21 protein-coding genes and 2 pseudogenes are annotated in these 24,897 nt (G+C 70.3%); 9 read left to right on the top strand and 14 right to left on the bottom strand.

What is annotated here, in order from left to right:
* The 5 genes from DMB66_RS45610 to DMB66_RS45630 form a co-directional block, all read left to right on the top strand.
* Positions 1-1,669 (top strand): immune inhibitor A domain-containing protein (locus tag DMB66_RS45610; RefSeq protein WP_125810365.1); only part of this gene is annotated, 1,669 nt, incomplete at its 5' end.
* A 92-nt stretch (positions 1,670-1,761) separates the two neighbouring features.
* Positions 1,762-2,133, top strand: a complete 372-nt coding sequence (locus DMB66_RS45615; RefSeq protein WP_125810366.1) for a hypothetical protein — start codon at positions 1,762-1,764, stop codon at positions 2,131-2,133.
* Positions 2,134-2,283: 150 nt separating this feature from the next.
* The gene (locus DMB66_RS45620) at positions 2,284-4,668 is read left to right on the top strand and encodes an immune inhibitor A domain-containing protein (protein WP_125810367.1); all 2,385 of its coding nucleotides are present in this window, start codon (positions 2,284-2,286) and stop codon (positions 4,666-4,668) included.
* Between the two features lie 70 nt (positions 4,669-4,738).
* Complete coding sequence (locus tag DMB66_RS45625) at positions 4,739-5,200, top strand: hypothetical protein (protein WP_125810368.1); 462 nt, start codon at positions 4,739-4,741, stop codon at positions 5,198-5,200.
* Positions 5,201-5,218: 18 nt separating this feature from the next.
* Positions 5,219-6,139: an alpha/beta fold hydrolase gene (locus tag DMB66_RS45630; RefSeq protein WP_125810369.1), complete on the top strand. Its 921-nt coding sequence runs from the start codon at positions 5,219-5,221 to the stop codon at positions 6,137-6,139.
* A gap of 9 nt (positions 6,140-6,148) precedes the next feature.
* Here DMB66_RS45630 and DMB66_RS45635 read toward each other — a convergent pair whose 3' ends face one another.
* The 5 genes and pseudogenes from DMB66_RS45635 to DMB66_RS45655 form a co-directional block, all read right to left on the bottom strand.
* The gene (locus tag DMB66_RS45635; protein ID WP_125810370.1) at positions 6,149-6,514 is read right to left on the bottom strand and encodes a hypothetical protein; all 366 of its coding nucleotides are present in this window, start codon (positions 6,512-6,514) and stop codon (positions 6,149-6,151) included.
* Positions 6,511-7,590 carry an SseB family protein gene (locus DMB66_RS64620; protein ID WP_233625311.1) on the bottom strand — a complete coding sequence of 360 codons (1,080 nt, stop codon included), beginning with the start codon at positions 7,588-7,590 and terminating at the stop codon, positions 6,511-6,513. Before DMB66_RS64620 ends, DMB66_RS45635 begins: the two co-directional genes overlap by 4 nt.
* A gap of 2,441 nt (positions 7,591-10,031) precedes the next feature.
* Positions 10,032-10,431, bottom strand: a pseudogene (locus DMB66_RS66260) (SseB family protein); the annotation flags it as partial.
* 255 nt (positions 10,432-10,686) lie between these two features.
* Entirely contained in the window at positions 10,687-10,980 is a 294-nt protein-coding gene (locus DMB66_RS45650) for a WXG100 family type VII secretion target (RefSeq protein ID WP_125810372.1), read from the bottom strand.
* Between the two features lie 24 nt (positions 10,981-11,004).
* Positions 11,005-11,337, bottom strand: coding sequence for a WXG100 family type VII secretion target (locus tag DMB66_RS45655; protein WP_370320525.1), 333 nt, complete (start codon positions 11,335-11,337; stop codon positions 11,005-11,007).
* A gap of 288 nt (positions 11,338-11,625) precedes the next feature.
* On the opposite strand from DMB66_RS45655, the gene eccE reads away from it, so the two are divergent.
* From eccE to rarD, 3 genes are all read left to right on the top strand, one after another.
* Complete coding sequence (gene eccE, locus DMB66_RS45660) at positions 11,626-13,488, top strand: type VII secretion protein EccE (RefSeq protein ID WP_233625313.1); 1,863 nt, start codon at positions 11,626-11,628, stop codon at positions 13,486-13,488.
* 122 nt (positions 13,489-13,610) lie between these two features.
* Positions 13,611-13,994, top strand: a complete 384-nt coding sequence (locus tag DMB66_RS45665) for a phage holin family protein (RefSeq protein WP_125810374.1) — start codon at positions 13,611-13,613, stop codon at positions 13,992-13,994.
* A 145-nt stretch (positions 13,995-14,139) separates the two neighbouring features.
* Complete coding sequence (rarD, locus tag DMB66_RS45670; protein ID WP_125810375.1) at positions 14,140-15,084, top strand: EamA family transporter RarD; 945 nt, start codon at positions 14,140-14,142, stop codon at positions 15,082-15,084.
* A 12-nt stretch (positions 15,085-15,096) separates the two neighbouring features.
* Here rarD and DMB66_RS45675 read toward each other — a convergent pair whose 3' ends face one another.
* The 5 genes and pseudogenes from DMB66_RS45675 to DMB66_RS66275 all read right to left on the bottom strand — a co-directional run.
* Positions 15,097-15,804, bottom strand: a complete 708-nt coding sequence (locus tag DMB66_RS45675; RefSeq protein ID WP_125810376.1) for a zf-HC2 domain-containing protein — start codon at positions 15,802-15,804, stop codon at positions 15,097-15,099.
* Entirely contained in the window at positions 15,801-16,316 is a 516-nt protein-coding gene (locus DMB66_RS45680; protein ID WP_125810377.1) for a sigma-70 family RNA polymerase sigma factor, read from the bottom strand. The genes DMB66_RS45675 and DMB66_RS45680 overlap by 4 nt, the downstream gene beginning before the upstream one ends.
* 90 nt (positions 16,317-16,406) lie before the next feature.
* Positions 16,407-16,811 carry an IclR family transcriptional regulator C-terminal domain-containing protein gene (locus DMB66_RS66265; protein WP_370320530.1) on the bottom strand — a complete coding sequence of 135 codons (405 nt, stop codon included), beginning with the start codon at positions 16,809-16,811 and terminating at the stop codon, positions 16,407-16,409.
* Between the two features lie 86 nt (positions 16,812-16,897).
* A complete protein-coding gene (locus DMB66_RS66270; protein ID WP_370320532.1) occupies positions 16,898-16,972 on the bottom strand; it encodes a hypothetical protein in 75 nt (24 codons plus the stop codon).
* A gap of 58 nt (positions 16,973-17,030) precedes the next feature.
* Positions 17,031-17,315, bottom strand: a pseudogene (locus DMB66_RS66275) (helix-turn-helix domain-containing protein); the annotation flags it as partial.
* Positions 17,316-17,354: 39 nt separating this feature from the next.
* Here DMB66_RS66275 and DMB66_RS45690 point away from each other — a divergent pair.
* On the top strand, positions 17,355-18,566 hold the full coding sequence (locus DMB66_RS45690; RefSeq protein WP_125810379.1) for an MFS transporter: 1,212 nt from the start codon (positions 17,355-17,357) through the stop codon (positions 18,564-18,566).
* A gap of 18 nt (positions 18,567-18,584) precedes the next feature.
* Here DMB66_RS45690 and DMB66_RS45695 read toward each other — a convergent pair whose 3' ends face one another.
* The 4 genes from DMB66_RS45695 to DMB66_RS45715 form a co-directional block, all read right to left on the bottom strand.
* Positions 18,585-19,577: a polyprenyl synthetase family protein gene (locus tag DMB66_RS45695; protein WP_233625316.1), complete on the bottom strand. Its 993-nt coding sequence runs from the start codon at positions 19,575-19,577 to the stop codon at positions 18,585-18,587.
* Between the two features lie 342 nt (positions 19,578-19,919).
* Complete coding sequence (locus tag DMB66_RS63105) at positions 19,920-20,666, bottom strand: nucleotidyltransferase family protein (RefSeq protein ID WP_233625314.1); 747 nt, start codon at positions 20,664-20,666, stop codon at positions 19,920-19,922.
* A gap of 1,306 nt (positions 20,667-21,972) precedes the next feature.
* A complete protein-coding gene (gene nuoN, locus DMB66_RS45710; RefSeq protein WP_125810380.1) occupies positions 21,973-23,505 on the bottom strand; it encodes an NADH-quinone oxidoreductase subunit NuoN in 1,533 nt (510 codons plus the stop codon).
* A 2-nt stretch (positions 23,506-23,507) separates the two neighbouring features.
* Positions 23,508-24,897 (bottom strand): NADH-quinone oxidoreductase subunit M (locus DMB66_RS45715; protein WP_125810381.1); only part of this gene is annotated, 1,390 nt, incomplete at its 5' end.

The following is a 24,897-nucleotide window of genomic DNA, read 5'->3' on the forward strand; positions in this document are numbered from 1 at the left end:
GGTCCGCGACGCCGCCAACCGCTGGGTCGAGCTCCAGAAGGCCGCCGGCCGCACGGACGCGCAGATCGCCGCCGACATGAAGTCGTTCGACCAGTACGACCGCTACGACTTCGACGGCGACGGCGACTTCAACGAGTCCGACGGCTACATCGACCACTTCCAGATCGTCCACTCCGGCGGTGACCAGGCCGACGGCGACCCGAGCCAGGGTGAGGACGCCATCTGGAGCCACCGCTGGTACGCGTACGGCACCGACCAGGGCCGCACCGGCCCGGCCGGCAACCTGCTCGGCGGCACCCAGATCGGCACCACCGGGATCTGGATCGGCGACTACACGATCCAGCCGGAGAACGGCGGCCTGTCGGTCTTCGTGCACGAGTACACGCACGACCTGGGCCTGCCGGACGACTACGACACCTCCGGTGGCGGCGACAACAACAACGAGCACTGGACTCTGATGGCGCAGAGCCGGCTCGGCGCCAAGGGGGACGAGGGCATCGGCGAGCGCCCCGGCGACCTCGGCGCCTGGAACAAGCTGCAGCTCGGCTGGCTCGACTACGAGACCATCGTGCCCAGCCAGAAGAAGACCCTGGAGCTCGGCCCGGAGGAGTTCAACACCGCGAAGGCCCAGGCCGCCGTGGTGGTGCTGCCCGACAAGCAGGTCTCCACCCCGCTCGGCGCCCCGTTCGCGGGTGCGGGTCAGTTCTTCTCCGGCAACGCCGACGACCTCAACACCTCGCTGAGCAAGTCGCTCGACTTCACCGGCAAGACCACGGCCGGGGTCACACTCAAGGGCCGCTACGACATCGAGGTCGACTACGACTACCTCTACTTCGAGGCCTCGACGGACAGCGGAGCGACCTGGACCCGGCTCGACGGCACGATCAACGGCGCTGCCCTCCCGAGGGACGCCAGCAACACGCCGGCGCTGACCGGCAGCACGGCCGGTGCCTGGGCCGACATCACGGTGCCGCTCAACGCGTACGCCGGCAAGAAGGTCGATTTCCGCCTGCACTACCTGACCGACGGCGGCGTCTCCGACGGCGGCTTCTTCGGTGACAACGTCACGGTGACGGCGGACGGCGCGACCGTGTCGACCGACGGCGCCGAGGGTGCCTCCACGTGGACCCTCAACGGCTTCACGATCGTCGGCGCGACCGCGACCGAGGCGTACGACCACTTCTACATCGCCGGTCACCGCAGCTACGTCTCGTATGACAAGTACCTGAAGACCGGCCCGTACTTCTTCGGCTACCTCCCGGCGCTGCCGGACAAGGTGGACCACTACGCGTACCAGGAGGGTCTGCTGATCTCCTACTGGGACACGTCGCAGGTCGACAACAACACCAACGTCCACCCGGGCAGCGGCCGCAACCTCTACATCGACAGCCGCCCGGCGCCGTTCTACAACCTCGAGGGTCTGCCCTGGCGGTCCCGCATCCAGGTGTACGACGCGCCGTTCAGCCTGAAGAAGGCGGACTCGTTCACGCTGCACATCAACGGCAAGCCCAGCTACATCCGGGGCCAGGCCGCGCAGCCGCTGTTCGACGACACCAAGAAGTACTTCTACGACGAGCTGCCGAACCACGGCGTCAAGCTCCCCGCCGCCGGCGTCAAGATCAAGGTCGTCGACGTCAACGGGACGTCCATGAAGGTCAAGTTCGGCTGAACACCGCACGTTCGGCGCCCGGGAAGTCCGCTTCCCGGGCGCCGACCCATTTACCGGGGAACCCCGGCATATCGACGCGCGTCCAAGTCGCCGTGACCAAGATCCAGCTTCTCGCGCTGACTGCCGCCTTGACCATGCTCTCCGGTTGCGCCGCCACCGGCAGCGAACCAGGCGGCACGGAGGCCGCGCTGCCGACCCTCAGCTCCCCCGCCGCCCCACCGAGCGAACCGACCGACGACATCAAGCCGACCGAGGTGATCGTCGGCACGGTCAATCGCGGCGGCACCGGGCCTTGCTACGGCCTCGTCACCGACGACGGCGTCCAATATGCCCTCTATGAAGCCAAGGGTCGCGCATTGACGACCGGCATTCGGGTGACGGTCGACGCCAGCCCGTCGCGACTGCGGATCGCTTGCGGGACAGGGACTCTGGTCGAGGTCAAGACCCTGACGGCGCTTCGTTGAGCGCCGCCACATAAAGATCTTCTTTCAATTGTGGCAGGCACTTCCAAACATCGGTTCGTTTACATACGTTCACGTGAGCCCCGAATCACGGGGCCGTTTACCGCCGATCCGCTGCACCCAGCGACTCGGTCACGTCAACGGAGGTAGTAAGTGCGCAAAGTAGTCGTGGGACTACTGGGTGCCGCAATGGTCAGCAGTGTCGGGATCATGCTCCCGGCCTCTGCCATGGCGGCCCCTCCGGTGGACCCCGCCCCGGTGACGGCCAGCAAGAAGGCCCCCGTCGACGAGCTGCCGAACCCGTTCGAGGACAAGCGCCGCGAGCTGCGCCAGGAGGCCATCAACGGCATCCTCAAGGGCACCGTCAAGACGCAGGAGCGTGGCGGCAGCACCGTGGCGAAGGTCGGCAAGACCCGCGGCGGCGGCGAGACCAACCGCCGCGTGGCCCGGGGCGGCCAGGACCAGTATGTCGAGCTCAGCAACGAGCGGACCGACAAGATCTTCGTGATCCTGGCGGAGTTCGGCAACGACCGGCACCCGAGCTACCCGGACGTCGACAGCGACCCGACAACGCCGGGCCCGACGACCTTCGAGGGCCCGCTGCACAACGCGATCCCCTCGCCGAACCGCAAGCAGGACAACACCACGGTGTGGCAGCGTGACTACAACCGGGCCCACTACCAGAAGCTGTACTTCGGCACGGGCAAGAACACCGAGTCGCTCAAGACCTACTACGAGGCCCAGTCGTCCGGACGCTACAGCGTCGACGGCAAGGTCTCCGACTGGGTGAAGGTCAAGTACAACGAGGCCCGCTACGGTCGCGACTGCGACATCACCGGCCTCTGCACCGACACCAACATGTGGGCGCTCGTCACCGACGCGGCCAACCAGTGGGTCGCGAACCAGAAGGCCGCCGGGCGCACCGACGCCCAGGTCAAGGCCGACATGGCGAGCTACGACCTGTGGGACCGGTACGACTTCGACGGCGACGGCGACTTCAACGAGCCGGACGGCTACATCGACCACTTCCAGATCGTCCACGCCGGCGGCGACCAGTCCGACGGTGACCCGCAGCAGGGTGAGGACGCCATCTGGGCGCACCGCTGGTACGCGTACAACACCTCGGCCAGCATCACCGGCCCCGCCAACAACAAGGCGGGTGGCACGCAGATCGGTAACACCGGCGTCTGGATCGGTGACTACACCGTTCAGCCCGAGAACGGCGGCCTGAGCGTCTTCGCTCACGAGTACGGCCACGACCTCGGCCTGCCGGACGACTACGACGTCTCCGGTGGCACGAACAACAACAGCGAGTTCTGGACCCTGATGGCGCAGAGCCGTCTCTCCGGCGCCGGCGAGCCCCTCGGCACGCGCCCGGGCGACCTCGGTGCCTGGCAGAAGCTGCAGCTCGGCTGGCTGGACTACGAGACCGTGGTCGCGGGTCAGAAGAAGACCCTCGAGCTGGGCCCGCAGGAATACAACAGCAAGAAGGCGCAGGCCGCCGTCGTGGTCCTGCCCGACAAGAAGGTCACCACCGAGCTCGGTGCGCCCTTCGCCGGCGCGAACCAGTACTTCTCCGGCAACGCCGACAACCTGAACACCACGCTGACCAAGTCGGTCGACCTCACCGGGGCCACCTCGGCGTCGCTCGACCTCAAGGGCCGCTACACCATCGAAGAGGGCTACGACTACCTCTACTTCGAGGCCTCCACCGACGGCACCACGTGGACCGCGCTCGACGGCACGGTCGACGGTGCCCCGCTGGGCGTCGACGGCGCTACCACGCCGCGTCCGGCGCTGGGTGGCGACAGCGGTGGGGCGTGGAAGGACATCAGCATCCCGCTGACCGCGTACGCCGGTAAGCAGGTGCAGGTCCGTCTGCACTACATCACCGACGGCGGCCTCTCGGCCGGCGGCTTCTTCGGCGACGACCTCACCATCAACGTGAACGGTGCCGCGGTCTCCACCGACGGCGCCGAGGGCACTCCGACCTGGACCGCTGCCGGCTTCAGCGTCAAGGGCGAGTCGATCACCGCCGAGTACGACAACTTCTACATCGCGGGCAACCGCACCTACGTCTCGTACGACAAGTACCTGAAGACGGGCCCGTACAACATCGGCTGGGCGTCAACCAAGCCGGACTGGGCCGAGCACTTCTCGTACCAGCAGGGTCTGCTGATCTCGTACAACGACACCTCGGTGCCGGACAACAACGTCAACCAGCACCCCGGTCAGGGCCGCAACCTGATCATCGACAGCCACCCGGCGCCGATCTACAACCTCGACGGCGACCCGTGGCGTGCGCGGGTCCAGCTCTACGACGCGCCGTTCGGCAAGCAGAAGGCCGACTCGTTCAAGCTGCACCTCGACGGCAAGGCCAGCTACATCCGCGGCCAGGCCGGGCAGTCGACGTTCGACGACACCAAGAAGTACTTCTACGACGAGATCCCGTGGGCCGGCGTCAAGCTGCCGGCCGTCGGCGTCAAGATCAAGGTCGTGGAGCAGAAGGGCACCTCGCTGAAGGTCAAGTTCTCCTGATCCACCCGCACCACCGCGGCGCCCGGGGGCCTCACCCCCGGGCGCCGCGCCTTTCTCACGGAGGTGGGTCATGATCTCGTTTTCCCGTACGGCCACAGCGACGTTGCTGGTCCTGGGCAGCCTGACGGCATGTTCAGCCAGCCCCTCAGTGACACCGGGCACCTCCGTGCCGGTCACCCCCAGCGGCGCGGCCTCCACCGTCACGCGAGAGCCGCGCGCCGTCGCGCCCAGCGGCCCCGACAACTCCGTGCCCGCCGGCCCCGCCCCCTCGAAGCCGGCCGGCATCCCCAAGACCCCGACGGACACCATCCCCTCGCCGGGCTGGACCGAGGGCACGATCACCCGCGGCGGCAGCGGACCCTGCTACGGCCTGGTCACCTTCGACGGCGTCGCCTATGCGATCTACTCCGACGCGGGCACCACGCTGGCCAAAGGCGACCACATCCGGGCCGAGCTGACCCCGGCCAAGTTGCGCATCGACTGTGGTGCGGGCATCCCCGTGCAGATGGGTGCGATCCAGCGCTTTCCCTGAGCCCGTAGGCTGGTTCGCATGAGTGCCCAGGTGGACGAGGCGTGCGTACTGACGGAAGGTCCGTGGACCCACCGTTTCGTCGGCGCCAACGGCAGCCGCTTCCACGTCGTCGAGGCGGGCACCGGGCCGCTCGTCCTGCTCCTGCACGGCTTCCCCGAGTTCTGGTGGGCCTGGCACGACGTGCTGACCCGGCTCGCCGACGCGGGCTTCCGGGCGGTCGCGATCGACCTGCGCGGTTACGGCGCCAGCGACAAGCCCCCGCGCGGATACGACGGCTACACGATGGCCGCCGACGTGACCGGCCTGATCCGGGCGCTCGGCGAACGCTCGGCGATGATCGTCGGAGCGGGCGCCGGCGGCATGATCGGCTGGACGGCCGCGGCCTTCCACCCCAAGATGGTCAGCCGCCTCGTGGTGCTGGGCGCGGCGCACCCGCTGCGCCTGCGCGCGGCGTTGTTCGCCGACCCGCGCGGCCAGGCCGCCGCGAGCGCGTCGATGCTGCGTTTCCAGGTGCCCCGCTACGAGCATGTGCTGACGAAGAACGACGCCGCCGTGATCGGCGAGCTGATCGAGCACTGGAGCGGTCCGAGATGGACAGCGACGGCCGCGTACGCGGAATACGCCGCAAGGTGCCGGGAAGCCATGCAGATCCCGCAGGCGGCGTTCTGCGCGCTGGAGGCATACCGGTGGGTGTTCCGGTCCGCGCTGCGGCTGCAGGGCTACCGCTTCGTCAAGCTGATGCAACAGCCGCTGATCACCCCGACGCTGCAGATGCACGGCGAGCTGGACACCGCGGTGCTGCCCCGCACGGCGCAGGGCTCGGGCCGCTACGTGATCGCCCCGTACGAGTGGCGGCTGATCCCCGACGCCGGCCACTTCCTGCACCAGGAGGCGCCGGACCTGGTGACCGGCGAGATCCTGCGCTGGCTCAAGTCCTGACGGAGCCGGCTAAACGCGGTGCTCGTAGAGCTCGGTGACCTCATTGGCCGGCGCCCAGCCCTGATAGACGCCGAAGTCGAACTCCTCCAGCCCCAGGCCACGCGCGACCGGCGAGCGACCACCCGTGTATTCCAGGCGCAGCCAGCTGTCGGCCTCGGCGAGCACGATGAACGGCTCGCCCCGCCACGAACAGGTCGTCCGGATATACACAAGCTCGCCGAACTCACCCGGCTTGAGCACGCGGACGTACCGGCCGGGCCGAACCTCGACGAAGCCGTCGGCGGGCTCGGGCGCGTAGACCCGGACACTCTCCCCGTCCGGCGCGGCGTCGTACTCCCGGCCCTGCCAGTTGACCACGTAACCGTCGCGCATCACTGCTCACCGACCCGGCGCCACACGGGCGCGTCACAGTCGAAGACCGCGATCATCTGCTCGGCGCCGTCGGCATCCATCCGCCACAACTGAGCACCGTGCGGCAGCCGCACACTGTCCACCTTGAACTCCGCGATGACATCCTTGCCCTCGCCGGGCGCGAACCCGTTGCCCCGGAACGGCGGCCGCTCGATGACCCAGCCGTCCATGGCCCGCAGCGCCTGCTCGCTCTGCCCGCCGTACGGGATGCGGTAGAGGCTGGGCCGGTGCGCCGGCCAGCGGAGCACGAAGGCCTCCTTGGCGTCCGCCTGATAGGGCGAGCCGTCATAGAGCAGGCCCAGGGCCGCGAAGAGCTCGCCGGGCGAACCGAGGTGCTCAACCTCCCCGGCCCGGTGCACAAAGCCGGCGACCCGGTCGTAACCCCGCTCGAGGTAGTAGTCGACCTGCTCGGCGGGCACGGCCTTCTGCATGATGGTGAGCTGCGCGGTCGGCGCGGCGGGCCGCGGCGGCTGCTCGACGGGCGCATCGATCGGGTCGCCGCCGAGCCCGGCCTCAACCGCCCAACTGGCGAGGGCGATGACCTGCGGACCGGGATAACGGGCACCGATCGTCGACGTCGGATTGACGGCGAAGGACCAGGCCGGGTCGGGCCAGTTACGGATGAGATCAACGAACCGGACCCCGACGGTGCGGGTGGGCTCGGCGAAGTGCTCGGCGAGCCGGTCCCGGCTGGTGAAGACGACAAGGAACCGGTCGCCGTCGATCTCCTCGGTCCGGAACGCGAACCCGGACTCGCCGGGAGCGCTACCGGGCCGCGAATTGTGCGCGACTGGCACCAGGACGGTGGCGAGCAGCAGGGTGGAGAGGAAAGAATCGGTGCTGCGCTCGTCGACGGCGTGGTAAAGATCCCGCTCGACCTCGTTCGCCGGGACGAAGTCCTCGTCGAAGTTGTCGCCGATGGTGGTGCTGTAGCCGGTCGTTCCCGAGCCGGCGCCCTGCGGAGCGGGCCGCGCCGCCGCACCCGGCGGCTGAGAGGCGGACTGCGGCGGCTCCGACGAATAGTGCTCAGACCGGGCCAAAGCGGCCAACTGGCTCGCCGAAGTCGAAACCTGGCCCGAACCGGCAGAATCGGTCGTCGAAGGCGAGCGCTGGGCCGAGTCGGTCGCAGGCCGCATGTATTGGGCCTGCGAACCGGCCGAATCGGTCGCAGGCCGCGTGAACGGAGGCGAGCCGGCCGACGAGTCGGCCTGCGGCTGGCTGGAGGCCGGCGGGACGGCCGGGCGTGCGGCCGGGGCCGGAACCTCTGGTGCCGAGGCCGGCCCGGAGGCCGAAGCGCCCGAACCGGGAATGCCTGAAGCCGAAGCGCCTGATCCGGGACCACCCGAGACCGAAGTATTCGAGCCGGGACCACCCGAGACCGAAGCGCCCGAACCCGGAACACCCGAGACCGAAACGTTCGAACCGGGAACACCTGAGGTCTTCGAACCGGGAACACCTGAGGTCGGAGCGCCGGGGCCGCCCGAACCGGGAGCACCCGAGGCGGAGGTGTTCGAGCCGGGAATGCCGGAGGTCGGAGCGCCTGATCCGGGAACACCCGAGACCGGAGCGCCCGAGCCGGGAACACCCGAGCCGGGAGCGCCCGAGGGCGAGCCCGAAACGGCCGGGCTGCCGGCTGTGGACCGGCCCGCACCACCCGCACCGGGGATGACCGGCGGGGCCAGCCCAGAACGCGCCTGCTGGGTGGCACCCGGCTGCTTCGCCGAGGACGGTTCCTGAGTGGAAGGCTGCTGTGTCGTCGACGGCGACGGAGCCGACCCCGGGCCGCCGCTACCGGCGAGCGCCTGTGCGGCCGCAGCCACGGAAGACGGCCGCTCATCGGGTGCTGTGACCTGCCGGCGCGGTAGCCCACCCAGGCCCGCGCTCCGATCGTCGGCGCTCGGATCGGACCCCGCGCGGCCGGGAGCGGTCTGCGCCGCGCCGCTTTGCGCGCCTTGGCCCGAAGCGGCCTGACCCGGCGCGGTCTGGCCCGGCGCAGTCTGTGCGGACCCCGCCTGACCTGCGGCAGCCTGGCCCAGGCGGGTCTGACCCGGCCCGGTCTGACCCAAACCAGGCCGACCCGAACTGGTCTGGCCCGACCCCGGCTGGCCCGACCCCGGCTGGCCCGAACCGGGCCGACCGACGGGGGACGTGGAGGCCGCGTCGGTCCGGCCCGCCAGGTTGACCGAAGTCGCTGCCGCGTCGCCCGAATCCGCCTCACCCGCCGGAGTGCCCGCGCGCTGACCGGAGGCCGACGCGCCACCCTGACCAGCGGCGATGCCACCCTGGCCGGGGCCCGTCCGACCGGAGCCGACCGGGGCATCATCGATGTCCACCGGAGGCGGAATATGGGCCGGCAGCGGTGGTGTCTGAGCCATCGGCGTCCGCGTGGGCAGCGGAGAGTCGGGTCGCTGCAGCGGGGGCGGTGAGCCGGGCACGGCCGGAGCCCCGGCTGGAGCGCCAGGCCCGGACCGGCTGCCCAGGGCGTCTAGAGCACTGGCGCTGGCGGGCGGCCGTGCAAGCGCGCTGGAGCCTCCCGGGCCAGCCGACTCACCAGCAGGAATGCTCGGCGAACGGTAAGCAGTAGGCACACCACTAGCAGCACCGGGCGCTGGCCGGACGTCGCCAGCCTGACCCGACCCGCCGGGCCCACCCGCGAAACCACGAGCCTCCTGGGCGGACCGACCGCCGCTGCCGGGGCGTCCACGATCCCCGGGCTGACCAGCAGGACCACTAGAACGGCCAGGAAGTCCACTGGGCGGGTCGGCAAGACCGCCCCGCGTTTCCGGCTGGCTGCCATAACCAGGCGGCTGGTCACCAGGCCGACCCGCGAAACCGCCGGGCTGACCCGCAGAACCGCCAGGCTGACCCGCGAAACCCCCAGGCTGACCCGCAGAACCGCCAGGCTGACCCGCAGAACCCCCAGGCTGACCCGGAGGATTGCCAGGCCGCGTACCGAAGCCGTTGAACTGACCGCCGGGAATGCCGCCGCCCCGCCCACCGCCGGGACCCGGAGGGGTCCCCGGCACGCGCGAGGGCAACCCGCTCGGCATGACGGCACCCGGCGTGCGCACCGGCAGCCCACCCGGACCGACAGGTCCCGCGGATCCAGCCTCGTCAGCGGAAGAAGGAGCGCTGCCGGCAGCGCCAGCCTGACGGCCGCCCGGCTGCCCGCCCGCGTAGGCGGACCCCGCCGAACCGGCCGGCACTGCCCCACCCGGCGCAGCGCCGCCGAAGGCCGGACCACCGGAAGAGCCGCCGAAAGCTGGACCATCCGAGGAAGGGCCGCCATAGGCCGGGCCCTCGGAGACGCTGGAAGCAGGAGCGCCGGCGGCCGGGCTGCCCTGGATAGGACCGCCGGAGGCCGGAGCCGCGTAGTTCTGGGCCGATGCGTTGTAGCCCTGGGCCGCAGCGGTCGCCGCCAGGGTCGCGGCGGCGTGCAGGTCCTGGATGCGGTTCGGCGCGTTGCTGCCCTCGCGGCCCGGGCCGCGGGTCGGCAGCCGCAGGTCACCGCGGGAGAGCTGGGCCACGAACCAGGCCGGCAAGTAGCCCTCGATCGGCAGGCCGGGGTTGACCGCCAGCCACCATTCGAGGTTCGGCCAGGTGTCCGCCAGCTCCGCGTATGCCACCCGGCGGGCCGAGCCGGTGTAGTCAGCCAGGCAGGCCTGCAGCGCGGATGGCGAGGTGAAAGCGAGGACGTGCGTACGGCCGCCGGTGCTCCACGTGCCCCAACCGAGCGGGGCGAGGCCGGCGAGGGCGTCTGCCGAGACCGGTAGCAGCAGGTCGACTCCGGCGAGAATGCGGAAGTAGGACTCCTGGTCGTCGGTGCGCAGGGCGCTGCGCATCGCGACTTCGGCGTCCGTAGCCGGTTCCCACTCGGTCACGTCCACCTCTCCCTTCGCGGCGAACGGGGCCACCTCAACGCGTACAACCTACAAGGTCAGGGCCCGATCACAATGGGCGGCCGGACGTATACAGCCTCTAAGTGGCCCCGTCAGCACGATCGGCGTAGGTCAGACCCATGATTGTGTCGCGCAACGATACCGTCCAATGACTCGGGGTAGCCAGAGCGGGAAATGAGACGGAAACGGCCGGAACGAGGCGTCCCGGCCGTGCCGCGAAGATTAGGTGCGGGGAGCTCAGGAGAAGCGCTTCTCCGCGTTGCCCTCGGTCGTCGCGTAGTCCTGCGCGGACTGGTCGACCGCGATCTTGATGTCGCGGAGGATGTTTTTGAGGTCGGTGGCAGCCGTGGTCCACTTCTGCTGCCGCTGGTGGTATGCCGCCTGCGCCTTGCCCTCCCACGTCTCCACCAGCGGGCGCGCGTCGGCGTCGAGCTGGCTGAGCTTCGAGTCGAGCTCGTTCACAGCGCTTTGGATGTCGACGCCGGCCTCAGCCAGGGCACCGAAGTTGACGCGAAGCAGTCCGTCGCTCATGTCGTGCTCCTTTCCAGGTCGGAATTAGAGCGGCAGGCTGACGCCGCCGCCACCGGACTTGGCCACCAGGCTCGCGGCCGAGGAGTCGGTGCTGTCGTAGCTGGCACCGGAGCTCTTGATGGCCTCGGCGGTGTCAGCGAGCGCCTTGTTGAGCTGCGCGAGGTCCTGCTGGTACTGGTTTTTCACGGACTCGAACGCGCGACCACCGCTGCCGACCCAGGCGGTCTGCAGCACGGAAAGCCGGTCCATGAGCTTGGTGAGCATGGCCGTCAAATCGCTGTTGGCCTGGTCGAACTTCCCAGCGACCTTCGCCATGTCCCCGGAACTTGCCTGCGTCTGGGACACCCCGGACGTCACCCCGCTTTCTTGATCGTCTGCCGTGCACCGGGTCCGGTATGGATGAGCCGTGCTGGACGAACCCGGGAGCATTGACGTGACCCTCAGGTTAACGGCTCCCGTGTCACGGTGGGGGGCGCCCCTGAGCTGCCATTCATCCACTGCCGTCGCTGACCGTAGCGGGCCGGACGGGGCCACGGTAGCGCCGGTGGACAACCTGTGGATATCCACAGGGCCCCCTGCGCGTCCCACCCGCGCCATACGATGAGGCCGCACAGGCAGCGCATCAAGGAAGGGCGGACTCAGACGGTGACGGCAGACCTGGCGGGCGGCCGCGACTTCCCGGAGCTCACCGGCGCGGGTCAGCGGCTGCCGAAGGTGCGCGCCCAGCGTGTCCGACATGGACGATTGTTCGGTATTCGCACCGGCCAGTGGGTCAGCACTCAGGTGGCCGCTGTCGCCTTACTCGTCGGCGCCGTCAACGGCCCGATCGCCCTCGCCGCCGCGGCCTTCGTGGCGATCGCGCTGCTCGCCGTCACGTGGCTGCGGCTGCGCGGCCGTTGGGCGTTCGAGTGGCTCGGCACCGGGCTGCGCTTCGCCGGCCGCCGACACGCCGTTTCCGTCGCCGGCGCACCGACGGCGCTGCTCCAGTTCGTCGCGCCCGGCGCCCGGATCGAGCAGACCGAGCTCGCGGGCGACCCGGCCGCGGTCATCGTCGACGGCCACGGCCTCACCGCGGTGCTCGAGCTGGGCGACCCGAACGGCCTGCTCGCCGAGGAGACGGTGATCCTGCCCTCCCCGGCCGGCCTGCTGCCGCCCACCGGCGCCGAGCACCCGCCGTGCCGCCTGCAGCTCCTCCTCATCGGCGCCCCCTCGCCCTCCCTGCGGGCCGGCGGCGGCACCCCGGCCAACTCCTACCGCCAGCTCACCGAGGGCCGCCTGCTCGGCCACAGCAGGGCGTTGCTGGCCGTCCGCGTGCTGCGCGCCGAGGGCTGGTCGGAAGACGATCTCCGCCGGGCCCTCTCCGGCCTGGTGCGCAAGCTGCTGCGCCGGCTCGGCCCGACCCCGGCCCGGCCGCTCGGCGAGGCCGCCGCCCTGCGGGTGGTCTCGGAGCTGGCCCACGACGACGGCGTCGGCGCGGCCAGTGAGTCCTGGCCCGGCCTGCGGGTCGGCAGCCTGACCCAGGCCACGTTCCGGCTGCGCCGCTGGCCCGACCTGCGCATCGAGACGTCACGCCGGCTGGTGGCCCGGATGCTGACCCTGCCGGCGGCCGCGACCACAGTCGCGCTGGGTGTGGGGCCCCGCTCCGCCACCGGCACGGACACGGCGATCGACCTGACCGTCCGGCTCGCGGCCCCGGACGCCGCGGCCCTGTCGGTGGCCACGCAGGCGTTGCGCAAGCTGCTGGCCGCCGAGCGCGCGACGGCCCGGCGGCTGGACGGTGAGCACCTCGACGGGCTCCTCGCCACCCTTCCGCTCGGCATCCCGGCCACTCCGGCCGTGCCGGGCCGTCCCAGCCTGGACATGGCCCGCGCCGACCTGCTCGACGACCTGCAGCTCCCGATCGGCAACGCCGGCCTCATGATCGGCAGCAATCGCAGGGGCGCGCCGGTGATCGCCCGACTGTTCCGCCCGGAGCAGACCCGGGCGCTGCTGGTGGGTGGTGTGCGCTGCGCCCAGTTGGTGGCGCTGCGGGCGATGGCCCTGGGCGCCCGGGTGGTCGTGCAGACCGCGCGGCCGCAGGCCTGGGAGCCGTTCGTCCGGGGCGCGGCGGTGCCCGGTGAGGCGATCGCGGTCATCCCGCCGGGCCGGGCCGTGGAGATCCCCCCGGGCTCCGCCCTGCACCCGCTGCTCGTGGTGGTCGACATCGGGCCGGTAGGCGCGGACAACCGCCCGGGTGCCGGCTGGCAGGCCACGCTGGTGGTCCGCGACGAGTTCGGCCCGGCCGACGCCGACGCGGCCTCCCGGGCCGATCTGCTGCTCGTGCAGCCCCTGCGGCCGGAGGAAGCGGCCCTGGTGGGCGCCGCCCTGGGTCTCGGCGACGCGGCGAAGTGGCTGACCCAGATCCGCGCGGACATGGTCGGTGTGATCAACCGGCGCGCGGTCCGCTGGGCCGCGCTGTCCCAGACCCCGATCGAGGCCCAACTGATCGGCCCGCCGGTCCGCGGCTGACCCAAGACCGGCGAGCGATACCGGTCAATTCGCTGCTTTTGCGGTGGATTGCAGCAACGAGCTCGACAAGATCGTGGAGTGTCGCGCACCTGGCTCGCCCCGGCGTGGCACCATCCGGTGCCATGGGCATCCTCATCCGGCTGGTCATCACCGCCGTCTCGCTGTGGATCGCGACGCTGGTGATCGACGGCATCCGTCTCACCACCGACTCCCTCGGGGGTCAGATCGGCACGCTGCTGGCCGTCGCGGTGATCTTCGGCATCGTGAACGCCGTGCTGCGCCCGATCATCAAGACGATCGGCTGCGGGCTCTACGTGCTGACCCTGGGCCTGATCTCCCTGGTCGTCAACGGCCTGCTCTTCCTGCTGGTCAGCTGGATCGCCGGCCGGTTCGACCTGCCGTTCCACGTGGACGACTTCTGGCCGAGCGCGATCCTGGGCGCCCTGCTGGTCGGCGTCGTGAGCTGGGTGCTCAACATGCTCGTCCCGGACGGCGGCGACGACTGAACCACCCCGCAGCGAAAACCGGGCGATCCCGCTGCTGAGCTCACCCGCGGCGGAGACCCGGTAAGGAGCCGCCGCCGCGCGATTGGCCTGGTGAGCTACGACATATGCAACGACCGGGCCCCCGCCGCGAACTTACGGTGAGCGCATGGGCGAGGAGCGACGAGGCTATCTGTACGGCCTCACGGCGTACGTGCTGTGGGGCTTCTTCCCGATCTACTTCAAGCTGCTCGCGCCCTCCCCGCCGCTGGAGATCCTCGCCCACCGGGTGATCTGGTCCGTCCTCTTCATCGGCGTGGTCCTGCTCGTCGCGCGCAACCGGCACTTCCTCGGCCGCATCCTGCGGGACCGCCGGCTGCTCGGCGGCATCACCCTCGCCGCGGTGCTGATCGGCGTGAACTGGGCGACCTACATCTACGCCGTCAACTCGTCCCGCGTGGTCGAGACGGCACTGGGCTACTTCATCACGCCGCTGCTGGTCGTGGTGCTCGGCGTGACCGTGCAGCGGGAGCGGCTGCGGTTGTGGCAGTGGATCGCCGTCGGGTTCGGTGGGCTGGCCGTCGCGGTGCTGACCGTGGACTACGGGCACCTGCCGTACATCGCGCTGACGCTGGCCGCCAGCTTCGGGTCGTACAGCCTGATCAAGAAGCGGCTGTCGCTGCCGCCCGCCGAGGGCCTGTTCGTCGAGTCCGCTGTGCTCGCGGTGCCCGCGCTGGGCTACCTGAGCTGGCTGAACGCGACGGGCAGCGCCGAGTTCGGGCACGTGTCGGCCGCGCACACGGCGCTGATGCTGCTCTCCGGCGTGGCTACGGCCGTACCGTTGCTGCTCTTCGCCGGGGCGGCCAACCGGGTGCCGCTGGTCAGCATCGGCATCCTGCAGTACGTCGCGCCGATCCTGCAGCTCGCCTGCGGCGTGCTGCTGTTCCACGAGCCGATGCCACCCGCCCGGCTGGCCGGCTTCGGGCTGGTCTGGATCGCGCTGATCATCTTCACCGTGGACGGCCTGCGCGGCGCCCGGGCCACCAAAGGGAGGACGGCGGCCGGTTCAGCGGCCGCCACCGCCGAACCAGCCGCCGCCCTTCCGCCGCGCTGACGAGAAGACCCGTCAGGGGACGTCATAGGTGAGCAAGGTCCGATCGTCCGTCCGCACCAGCGCCAGCCGGGACAGCGTCCCGTCGGTGAAGTGCGTCACAGGGGACATCTTGACCTCTTTGCCGGGCGACGCTGTCCACGAGCCGAGCTGCTCGCTCTCGTCGTCCGGGCCGTACGCCATCAGCCGGACCGTGTACGGCTTGGACTCCGCGTCGCCCTGGTTGTAGAAGCAGATCAGGTTGATCCGCGTGCCGCCGGCCGCACTCGTCAGGCTGATCCGGGCGGTGACCTGCACCCGTTCGTTGGCCGGGGTCATCGCAACCGTCGGACCGGTCACCGTCGGGTCCGGGGTCCCGCCGCGGCCCATCCAGAACACCGCGCCGATGCCGACGACCAGCGCCAGGCAGGCCGCGGTCAGCGCCGAGCCCAGCACCCGCCAGCGGACCCGGCGGCGTTCCTCGCGCCGCGTCGACTGCGCGGCCATGACCAGGTCCGGCATGCTGTTGCGCCGGGTACGCGGCGGCGGCAGATCGGGGGCGAGCAGCTTCTCGAAGTCGACGGGGTCGAGCCGGCCGAGCAGCCCGGGCAGTACGGCGATGTCCGCGACGGCCTCGCGGCAGAACGAACACGTGGCCAGGTGCCGTTCGTAGGCGGCGCGTTCGACGGGAGACAGGGCGCCCAGGACGTACGCACCGTCGTCGTGCTCGTGTCCGCACCTCATCCCGTCACCCCCATCTCGTCCAGAACCATGCGCAGCGAACGCAACGCGTAGTGCGTGCGCGACTTGACCGTGCCGGGCGGAACGCCCAGCCGGGCGGCCGCCTCGGCCACCGAGCGTCCTTGGTAGAAGCACTCCACCAGGACTTCACGGTGACTCGCGGACAGCCGGCCCAGGGCTTCCGCGACCGTCCAGGCCTCCACGGCCCGGTCAGCCTCGTCCGCGCTGGGCGGCGGCTCGGGAATCATGTCTGTAACCACCTCGCCGACCCGAACCGACCGGCGTCGCCAGGCATCGATTGCCAGGTTGCGCGCGGTGGTGAATAACCATGACCGCACCGCGCCGCGTTCCGGGTCGAGAGCCTCCGGGTAGCGCCAGGCCCGCAGCAGCGTTTCCTGCACCAGGTCCTCCGCCCGCTGCCGGTCGCCTCCGGAGAGTCGCACGGCGTGTGCGAACAGTGCTTCCCCATGTTCGTCTTGCAGAGCACGCAACAACTCGGCATCCTGATCTTCCAAGCCTGCCGACCTCCTCCGCGCGTCCCAACCGGTACTACGTGCACCGGGGTCGGGCGGTTCAAAGGCGTCTTAAGTCGGCAGTTCAGCAGGTCAGGCGGTGGCCGCGTCGCCCGCGGAGAGGGCCTCGGCGACGCTGCGAGCGGCGGCCGTCAGCTTGGCGCGGACGACCCGCGCGGAGGTGAGCATCTCCGCGGCCGGCAGGGAGCAGGCGAGCACCAGCCGGCGCTCCATGTCCCGGTCGGAGACGACATTGACCGCGGCGCAGGCGAGCCCCTGCCGGAACTGGCCCATCTCGAGCTGCATCCCCCGCCGCTCGCCCGCGGCCAGGTCGGCCTCGAGCGCCTCGGGCGAGGTCAGCGTCGCCGGGGTGAAGGCCCGCATGCCCCAGTCTCGCAGGTAGCGGGCCCGTTGATCGGCCGTGAGCGTGGCGAGCAGGGCCTTGCCGAGCGCCGTGGCGTGCCCGCCCTCGTCGAAGCCGGGCACCATGTCGTCCATGAACGGCGACCGGGCGCCCTCGGCACACGCGGTCACGGCGATCCGACCGCCGACGAACCTGCCCAGATAATGGCTGTAACCGGTCTCTATCGCCGCCCGGCGCAGCGCCTCGCCGACGGACGGCGGCCCGCGGAAGGCGGAGACCAGTTCGCGGTATCGATCCGCGATCTCCAGACCGACGATGTACGTGCCGTCTTCCCGGCGGATCACATAGCCCTCGTACGCCAAGGTACGCACTAGGTGATACGTCGTAGCAACGGTCAACTCGCATCGCCGAGCGATCTGTTTCACGGTGAGTCCGCGCGGGGCCCGACCCACCGATTCGAGTACGCGCAGGGCGCGTGACACGCTCCGGATGAGATCTGACGGCTCCGCCAGGGGGTCGCGCACAGCCACCTCCGACGCCGGGGACTTACACCATATGAATAATCTTCCTCGGACGGAATGCCTCAAGCGTGTCGACCATGACCGATCTCTACGCGACGTGTGGTCATTAACACTCACCGTCCCGACCCGAGCGAGCCCGGGATTACCCTCCGATTGATGGCCGAGCCGCAGATCGTCCCCGCCAAAACCGCTGCTACCAGCGCGAACGCGGTGCGCCCGCTGCGCGCTGCCACCGGCGCCCTCACCACCACCATCGCCTGTTCGGTTCCCGTATTTCTGGTCGGCGGCCTCGCGGTGCAAATCAGCCATGAACTCGGTTTCAGCCCGGCGGGTCTCGGGCTGGCGGTCTCGGCGTACTTCGGAGCCAGCGCGCTCGCCTCGGTGCCCGCCGGCGCGCTCGTCGAGCGGTACGGCTCGACCACGATCGCGCGCGCCGGCATCGGCCTGGCGGCGGTGTCCCTGCTGACGATCGCGATCGCGGCCCGCTCACTGTGGAGCCTCATCGCGATCCTGGCCCTGGGCGCGGCCGCGAACGCCATGGGCCAGCTGGCGAGCAACACCAGCCTGTCCCGGCACGTACCGGTGCGCCGCCAGGGCCTGTCGTTCGGCGTCAAGCAGGCGGCGATCCCGGTCAGCACGCTGCTCGCGGGCGCGGCCGTACCGGTGGTGGCATTGACCGTGGGCTGGCGCTGGGCGTTCGTCTTCGCGGCGGCCGGCGCCGCGGCGGCGCTGTGGCTGGTGCCGGCCGAGCACGACGAGGCCCGCGGGTCGGTCACCAACGGCGGCGAGCGGGCCACCGCGGCCCTGGTGGTCATCGGCATCGGCGCGGCCCTGGCCGCCGCCTCCGCGAACGCGCTCGGCACGTTCCTGGTCGACTCGGCGGTGGCCCGCGGCCTCGCGCCCGGGCCCGCCGGGCTGGCGCTCACGCTGGGCAGCGCGGTCTGCGTCGCGGCCCGGGTCGGCGGCGGCTGGCTGGCCGACCGGCTGCCGGACCGCCAGATCGGCGTCATCGCGGGCATGCTGACCGTGGGCGCGGCCGGGCTGGCGCTGCTGTCGCAGTTCAGCACGGCGACGCTGATCGTCGGCGTGGTGCTGGGCTTCGGCCTGGGCTGGGCCTGGCCGGGGCTGATGACCTTCGCGGTGGTCCGGCTGCACCCGCAGGCGCCGGCGGCGGCGACCTCGATCACCCAGACCGGCGTGTACGCGGGCGGCTGCATCGGGCCGCTGAGCCTGGGAACGGTGGCCGCGACGGCCGGCTACCCGACGATGTGGACGGCGGCGGGCATCGCGATGCTGTGGGCGGCCGCGGCCATGGTACTCGGCAGCCGGATGTTGCGACGACACGCAAACCGGGTGATAACGGCCTAGAAACCGCGCGGTCGGGACTCAGCTCGTGCGGTCGGCGATGAAGTCGCAGAGCGACTCCATGGCGCTGCGCGGCGAACCCTCCGGCAGCGGCGCGAGCCGCGACCGGGCTTCCTCCGCGTAGGTCCGGACGGTCTCGCGGGCCCGCTTCATCGCGGCGGACTCCCGAAGCAGCCCGAGCGCCTCGGCGTGCAGCACGTCGTCGACCAGCGGCCCGGAGGCGAGCAGCTCACGCAGCCGAACGGAGGAAGCGTCGGTGTCGTCGCCGGCCAGGGCGTAGAGCACCGGCAGCGTGGGCACACCCTCGCGAAGGTCGGTGCCCGGAGTCTTGCCCGACTGCACCGACTCCGACGCGATGTCGAGCAGGTCGTCAGAGAGCTGGAACGCGATGCCGATCGTCTCGCCGTACCCGGTAAGGGCCTCGACCTGCTCGGGCGTGACGCCGGAGAACAGGCCGCCGAAACGCGCCGACGTCGCGATGAGCGACGCGGTCTTCTCGGCGATGACGCTCAGGTAATGCTCGATGGGATCGGAACCGCGCGCCCCGGCGGTCTCGGCGATCTGGCCGTGCACAAGCCGGGCGAACGTCCGCGCCTGCAGCCGCACCGCCTCCGGCCCGAGCGAAGCGGCGATGTCGGCCGCCCGCGCGAAGAGATAGTCACCCACGAGAATCGCGACCGAATTGCCCCAGCGAGCATTGGCGCTGGGCGCGCCGCGCCGCACGGTGGCCTCGTCCATGACGTCGTCGTGGTAGAGCGTCGCCAGATGGGTCAGCTCGACAACCAGGGCGGCGGGCACGATCTCCGGCCGCGTCGGATCGCCCATCTGCGCGCCAAGAGCAAGAATCAGCGGCCGAAACCGCTTGCCGCCGGCGTCCATGAGATGCCGGGCAGCCTCGGCCACCAGCGGATCGGCGCTGGCAACATTGCTGCGCAGCGCATCCTCCACAACGGCAAGCGTCGCCGACACTGCCGCATCGACCGCAGGGTCAATGTCGAGGCCGAACGACGTCAGCGCGCTGTCACCGGTGCTCACCACACTTTCACGATGCCATACGAGCCTGACGCGGGCGGGCCCAGGGGTCACACCAGCAAGATCAAAAACAATTCGAAGGTACGGATCCGGAAAAGTCCCCTCCGCTCCCACACCCACGCACCTGCCCACTCACCCTGATCAGGCACCCACCGGCCGAGCCAGAAGCACGTAGCGGACCCGCCGACAATTGGCACATCCAATCCACAGCGATCACCAAGTCCACCCGATCCCCGCGGCCCACCGCACCACGCCGGGCACCGGGCACCGGGCGATGGCCCCGTTGTCCACAGGCATGGGTAGCACCTCCAGGATGGTCGTGCGCTACGGGTCGATCACCCTGATGCCGGGCCATCGGCGAGACGGCTGTTGGCGCGCGAGGCGGGCTCTGGACAGGGGGACCGTGATCCGGCGCGGATTGTGCCGCCAGATGCCATCCAGCAGGTCGTCCAGGCCGCACGGCGCACAGACCTCCAGACGCTGGGCAGCAACGACCGGGACGGCCACGGCGTCTGCACCTCCTGCGACAGCTGCGGCAGTCACGGCGTCCATACGTCCCGCAATTACTGCGGCGGTCGCCGTGTCCGCACCTCCCGCAACAGCTGCGGCACTCACGGCGTTTGGAGGCTCCGCGGCGACGAGCCGGACTGCTACCGCGGTCGCAGTCTCCGGCCAAGTCGCCACGCCCTCCGCGGTCGACCGCAGCGGGGCGACCGGCGGCCCGCCGAAGAACTCGGAATACCAGGTGTGCACCGCGGCCTGGTTGGTCGCTTCCCAGACGACGTCCGGCAGAATCTCACGCAGCACCGTGGTGGCCTCCGCATCGCGGCGCCGGCTCAGGTCCTCCGGATCGAAGAACGCGACATCCACGTCTCGGACCTGGCCGGGCGCGAACCCGTCCCCGTAGCGCCGGCCCCAGACCAGATCACGCAGCACCCCGGCCCCGGTCCACGCCGACGGCAGCCCAGCCGCACGCACGGCGGTCAGCACGGAGACGAACCAGTCGCATTCCCCGATGATTTCCGTTAGCTCCGCCGCCCTCCGCACCATGGAGAACATCTTGGCGGACACCTTTGACAGAGTGAGATGGTCGACTGTCGACACTCACCCTGAGTAAGCGGCTGGTCTGGCATCCGACCGGCCGGCCCAGATCTTGTGGCGTCACTGCGCGGCGCGCGCCCTGAAGCTTCAAGGTTCGTGCCTGGTCTCAGTGCGAGGACCCGCTTCCCATATGCCGGGGCCACGTACCACCAGGTGAACATTCCGTCCCACAGGCTGGCAGCCAGCCTCCCAAAACCCCCATTTCGCTACCACCCGCTACGACCTTGATGAGCGTGCGCGTCGAGCACACCGCAGGTCTCCAAGATCGCGGGCGTCCCCCGCGGAGCCGCTTTCCCGACTCGACGTGCGGCCCTTGATGCCCGTGAACAAGGCCGTCAGTGGATGTGACCGTCATCCACGTCAGTTCACTGTGGGTGTGCTCGGCGTGTGTCCGGATCGTGCGCGGGTGTGGTCCGCTCCTGGCTGGCGCGTGACTCTGTCGATGGAGGGTCGGTGAGGATCTCGCGGCGATCGGGTGCGCATCGGTGCGGTAGGGATCGGTCCGATGATGGTGGCCGAGGCCCGGGATCTGCGTCCGTGACCTGGCGGTAGGTGAGTCCCCCGTTCATGGTCCGCGGGTGGGGGCCTGTTCGGCGGTGGACCGTCTGGTCAGCGCACCGCCGCAAACACTCGTCGGGTTGGCTGACATGCTGCGTGACCTGGGCCGAGCTCAGCTGACATGCTGCGCGACCTGGGCCGAGGCTCAGCTGACATGCGGCGCGAGGCATCCCGTAGCGGCGAATGTCGAGCCGTCATTGGGCGCCAAGGTCTCGGGAGGGGGCGCGAGGTCTGCGCGGATCTCGCCGGCCCGAGCGATCTTGCGGTTTCGTAGCGGGAGCTGGCCACCATGACACAGAGTTTCGGTGCGGCCTGTGCGGGGAGTCGCCACGGGCGCGGGACCCCCGACCCGGAAGGGCTCTGCGGCCCGGTCCAGAGCTGGAGGGCCCGCCGAGGGCGACACAGCCTGCAGCCGCGACGGCCGATGGAGCCGCCCAGCAGGAGACGCGACCATGCACGGACCTGGCAGGGTGAGGACGGCCGTTCATGAGCCGCTAGGCGATTGGCCGCCCTCGCCCGGTGTCGGCGGGAGCGACGGTCAGTGCCATGCAACCAGGCACGACATCCATAATTTGATCTTGGTGTGGTGTGCGACCGGCCGATGTCGAACGTGTCACCGGGGAGCCGGACGTGATCACCAGCACCACGGTCGCGACTTGCGCCGAAACGAAGCGGCCCCGGCCTGAAGGAATCAGACCGGGGCCGCCGCGAAGCCGGACTATCGCACGAATTGGGCCGCGTCGTTGGTGAGGTCCAGCAGTGGGGCCGGGATCACGCCGAGCGCCAGCGTCACGATCACGCCGATCACCAGCGCGGCCGAGGTCAGGAAGCCCGGGATGGACACCGTCGGGGTGCTTTCGCCCGGCTCGGACAGCCACATCATCACGATCACCCGCAGGTACGGGAACGCCAGCAGCATGCTGGTGATCACGCCGACGATGACCAGCCAGGTCTGGCCGCCGTCGATCGCCGCGCCGAAGACCGCGAACTTGCTGGTGAAGCCGCTGGTCAGCGGGATGCCCGCGAAGGCCAGCATGATGAATGAGAAGGCTCCCGCGTACAGCGGGCTCTTGCGGCCCAGGCCCGCCCAGCGGGACAGGTGGGTCGCCTCGCCGTCCGCGTCTCGGACCAGCGAGATGATGCCGAACGCCGCCAGTACCGAGAAGCCGTAGGCCACCAGGTAGAACATCGTGCCGGACAGGCCGTCCTTGTTGAGCGCCAGGACGCCCACCAGCAGGTAGCCCGCGTTGGCGATCGACGAGTATGCCAGCAGCCGCTTCATGTCGGTCTGGGTGACCGCCAGGATCGCGCCGGTCAGCATCGTCAGGACGGCGATCGCGCCGAGCACCGGCTGGAAGTCCCAGACGACTCCGTCGAAGGCGACGTAGAGGATGCGGAGCAGCGCGCCAAACGCCGCGACCTTGGTGCAGGCCGCCATCAGCGCCGTGATCGGGGTCGGCGCGCCCTGGTACACGTCCGGTGTCCACACGTGGAACGGGGCCGCCGCGCTCTTGAACAGCAGGCCGATGGCCACCAGGGCGAGGCCGCCGTAGAGCAGCACCTCGTTGCGGACCGGGTCGGCGACCGCCGCGTGGATCGACGCCATGTCGACCGCGCCGGCGAAGCCGTAGATCAGGGCCACCCCGAAGAGGAAGAACGCCGACGCGTACGAGCCGAGCAGGAAGTATTTGAGCGCCGCCTCCTGGCTGAGCAGGCGCCGGCGTCGGGCCAGCGCGCACAGCAGGTAGAGCGGCAGCGACAGGACCTCTAGCGCGACGAACATCGTCAGCAGGTCGTTCGCGGCGACGAAGAGCAGCATGCCGCCGAGCGAGAAGATCGTCAGCGGGTAGACCTCCGTCGCGCCGGGCTGGCTGCCCGCCTGCTTCAGGTCCTTCTCCGAGCCGACCGTGATCGCGGCCTGCGAGACGAACGCGCCGCCGGCCTCGACCGTGCGCTCGCCGATCAGCAGCATCGACACCACGCCCAGCAGCAGGATGCTGCCCTGCAGGAACAGCGTCGGGCCGTCGATCGCGACCGCGCCGCCGATGGTGACGACCCTGGTGTTGCGGGTCAGGATGACCGCGGCCAGCGCCGCGACCAGCGAGGCCAGCGCGAGGGTCAGCTGGACCCCGTTGCGCCGGCCGCGCGGCAGGGCCGCCTCGAGCAGGATGCCGAGGCAGGCCGCTCCGAAAAGGATCAACATCGGCGACAGCGCGCCGTAGTTGATCTCCGGCAGTTTGAGGTCTCCCATGGCTACCGAGCCACCCTTCCGTTCGCGACCGCGGCCGGCGCCGGATCGGTCGTGCCGACGTCCTGCATGGTCGCCTCGACCGCCGGGTTGATCACATCGGTGACTGGCTTCGGATAGAAGCCGAGGAGCAGCAGCAGGAGCACCAGCGGCGCGACCACGATCTTCTCGCGGAGGCTGATGTCCTTGTGCATCGCCGGAATCTCGGTCAGCGCCGGGTTGAGCGTGCCCTGCGTGGTGCGCTGCACCATCCAGAGCACGTACGCGGCGGCGAGGATGATGCCCACGGTGGCGATGACCGCGTATACCTTGTGCACCGTGAACGTGCCGATCAGCACCAGGAACTCGCTGACGAACGGCGCGGTGCCGGGCAGGGCCAGCGACGCCAGGCCGGCGAAGAACAGGATGCCGGCCAGCACCGGCACCAGCTTGCCGGCGCCGCCGAAGTCGCTGACCAGCGCCGAGCCGCGGCGGGCCACGAACATGCCGACCACCAGGAACAGCAGGCCGGTCGCCAGGCCGTGGTTGACCATGTAGAGCACCGCGCCGGTGCCCGCCTGGGTGGTGAAGGCGAAGATGCCGATGCCGATGAACCCGAAGTGGGCGATCGACGTGTACGACACCAGCCGCTTCAGGTCATGCTGGCCCACGGCGAGCAGCGCGGCGTAGATGATGCCGATGACGCCCAGGATCAGCGCCGCCGGGGCGAACCAGCGCGACGCCTCCGGGAACAGCGGGAGGCAGTAGCGCAGGATGCCGAACGTGCCGACCTTGTCCAGCACACCGACGAGCAGCGCGGCGGCGGGCGCCGGGGCGGCGACACCGGCGTCGGGCAGCCAGGTGTGGAACGGGAAGAACGGCGCCTTGACCGCGAACGCGATGAAGAAGCCGAGGAACAGCCAGCGGGCGGTGTCGGTCTCGAACGCCGCCGAGACGTCGCTGAGCTTCTGCCAGTCGAAGGTGTGCCCGCCGACGACCCAGAGGCCGATCACGGCGGCCAGCATGAACAGGCCGCCGACCAGCGAGTAGAGGAAGAACTTGACCGCCGCGTACTGCCGCCGGGCGCCGCCGTACGAGCCGATGATGAAGTACATCGGCACCAGCATGACCTCGAAGAACACGTAGAACAGGAACACGTCGGCGGCCGCGAAGACGCCGATCATCGTGCACTCGAGGGCGAGCAGCAGGGCGAAGTACGTCGGCACCGACCGCTGGGTCTCGTCGACGTCGTTCCAGGAGGCCAGGATCACCGCCGGCACCAGGATCGCGATCAGCATGAGCATCACCAGGGCGATGCCGTCCGCCGCGAACGTGAAGCGCGCGTCCCAGGTGGGGATCCACTGGTAGGACTCGCGGAACTGGAAGCGGTCGCCGCCCGCCTCGAAGACGATCCAC

Source organism: Actinoplanes sp. ATCC 53533 (assembly GCF_003947245.1).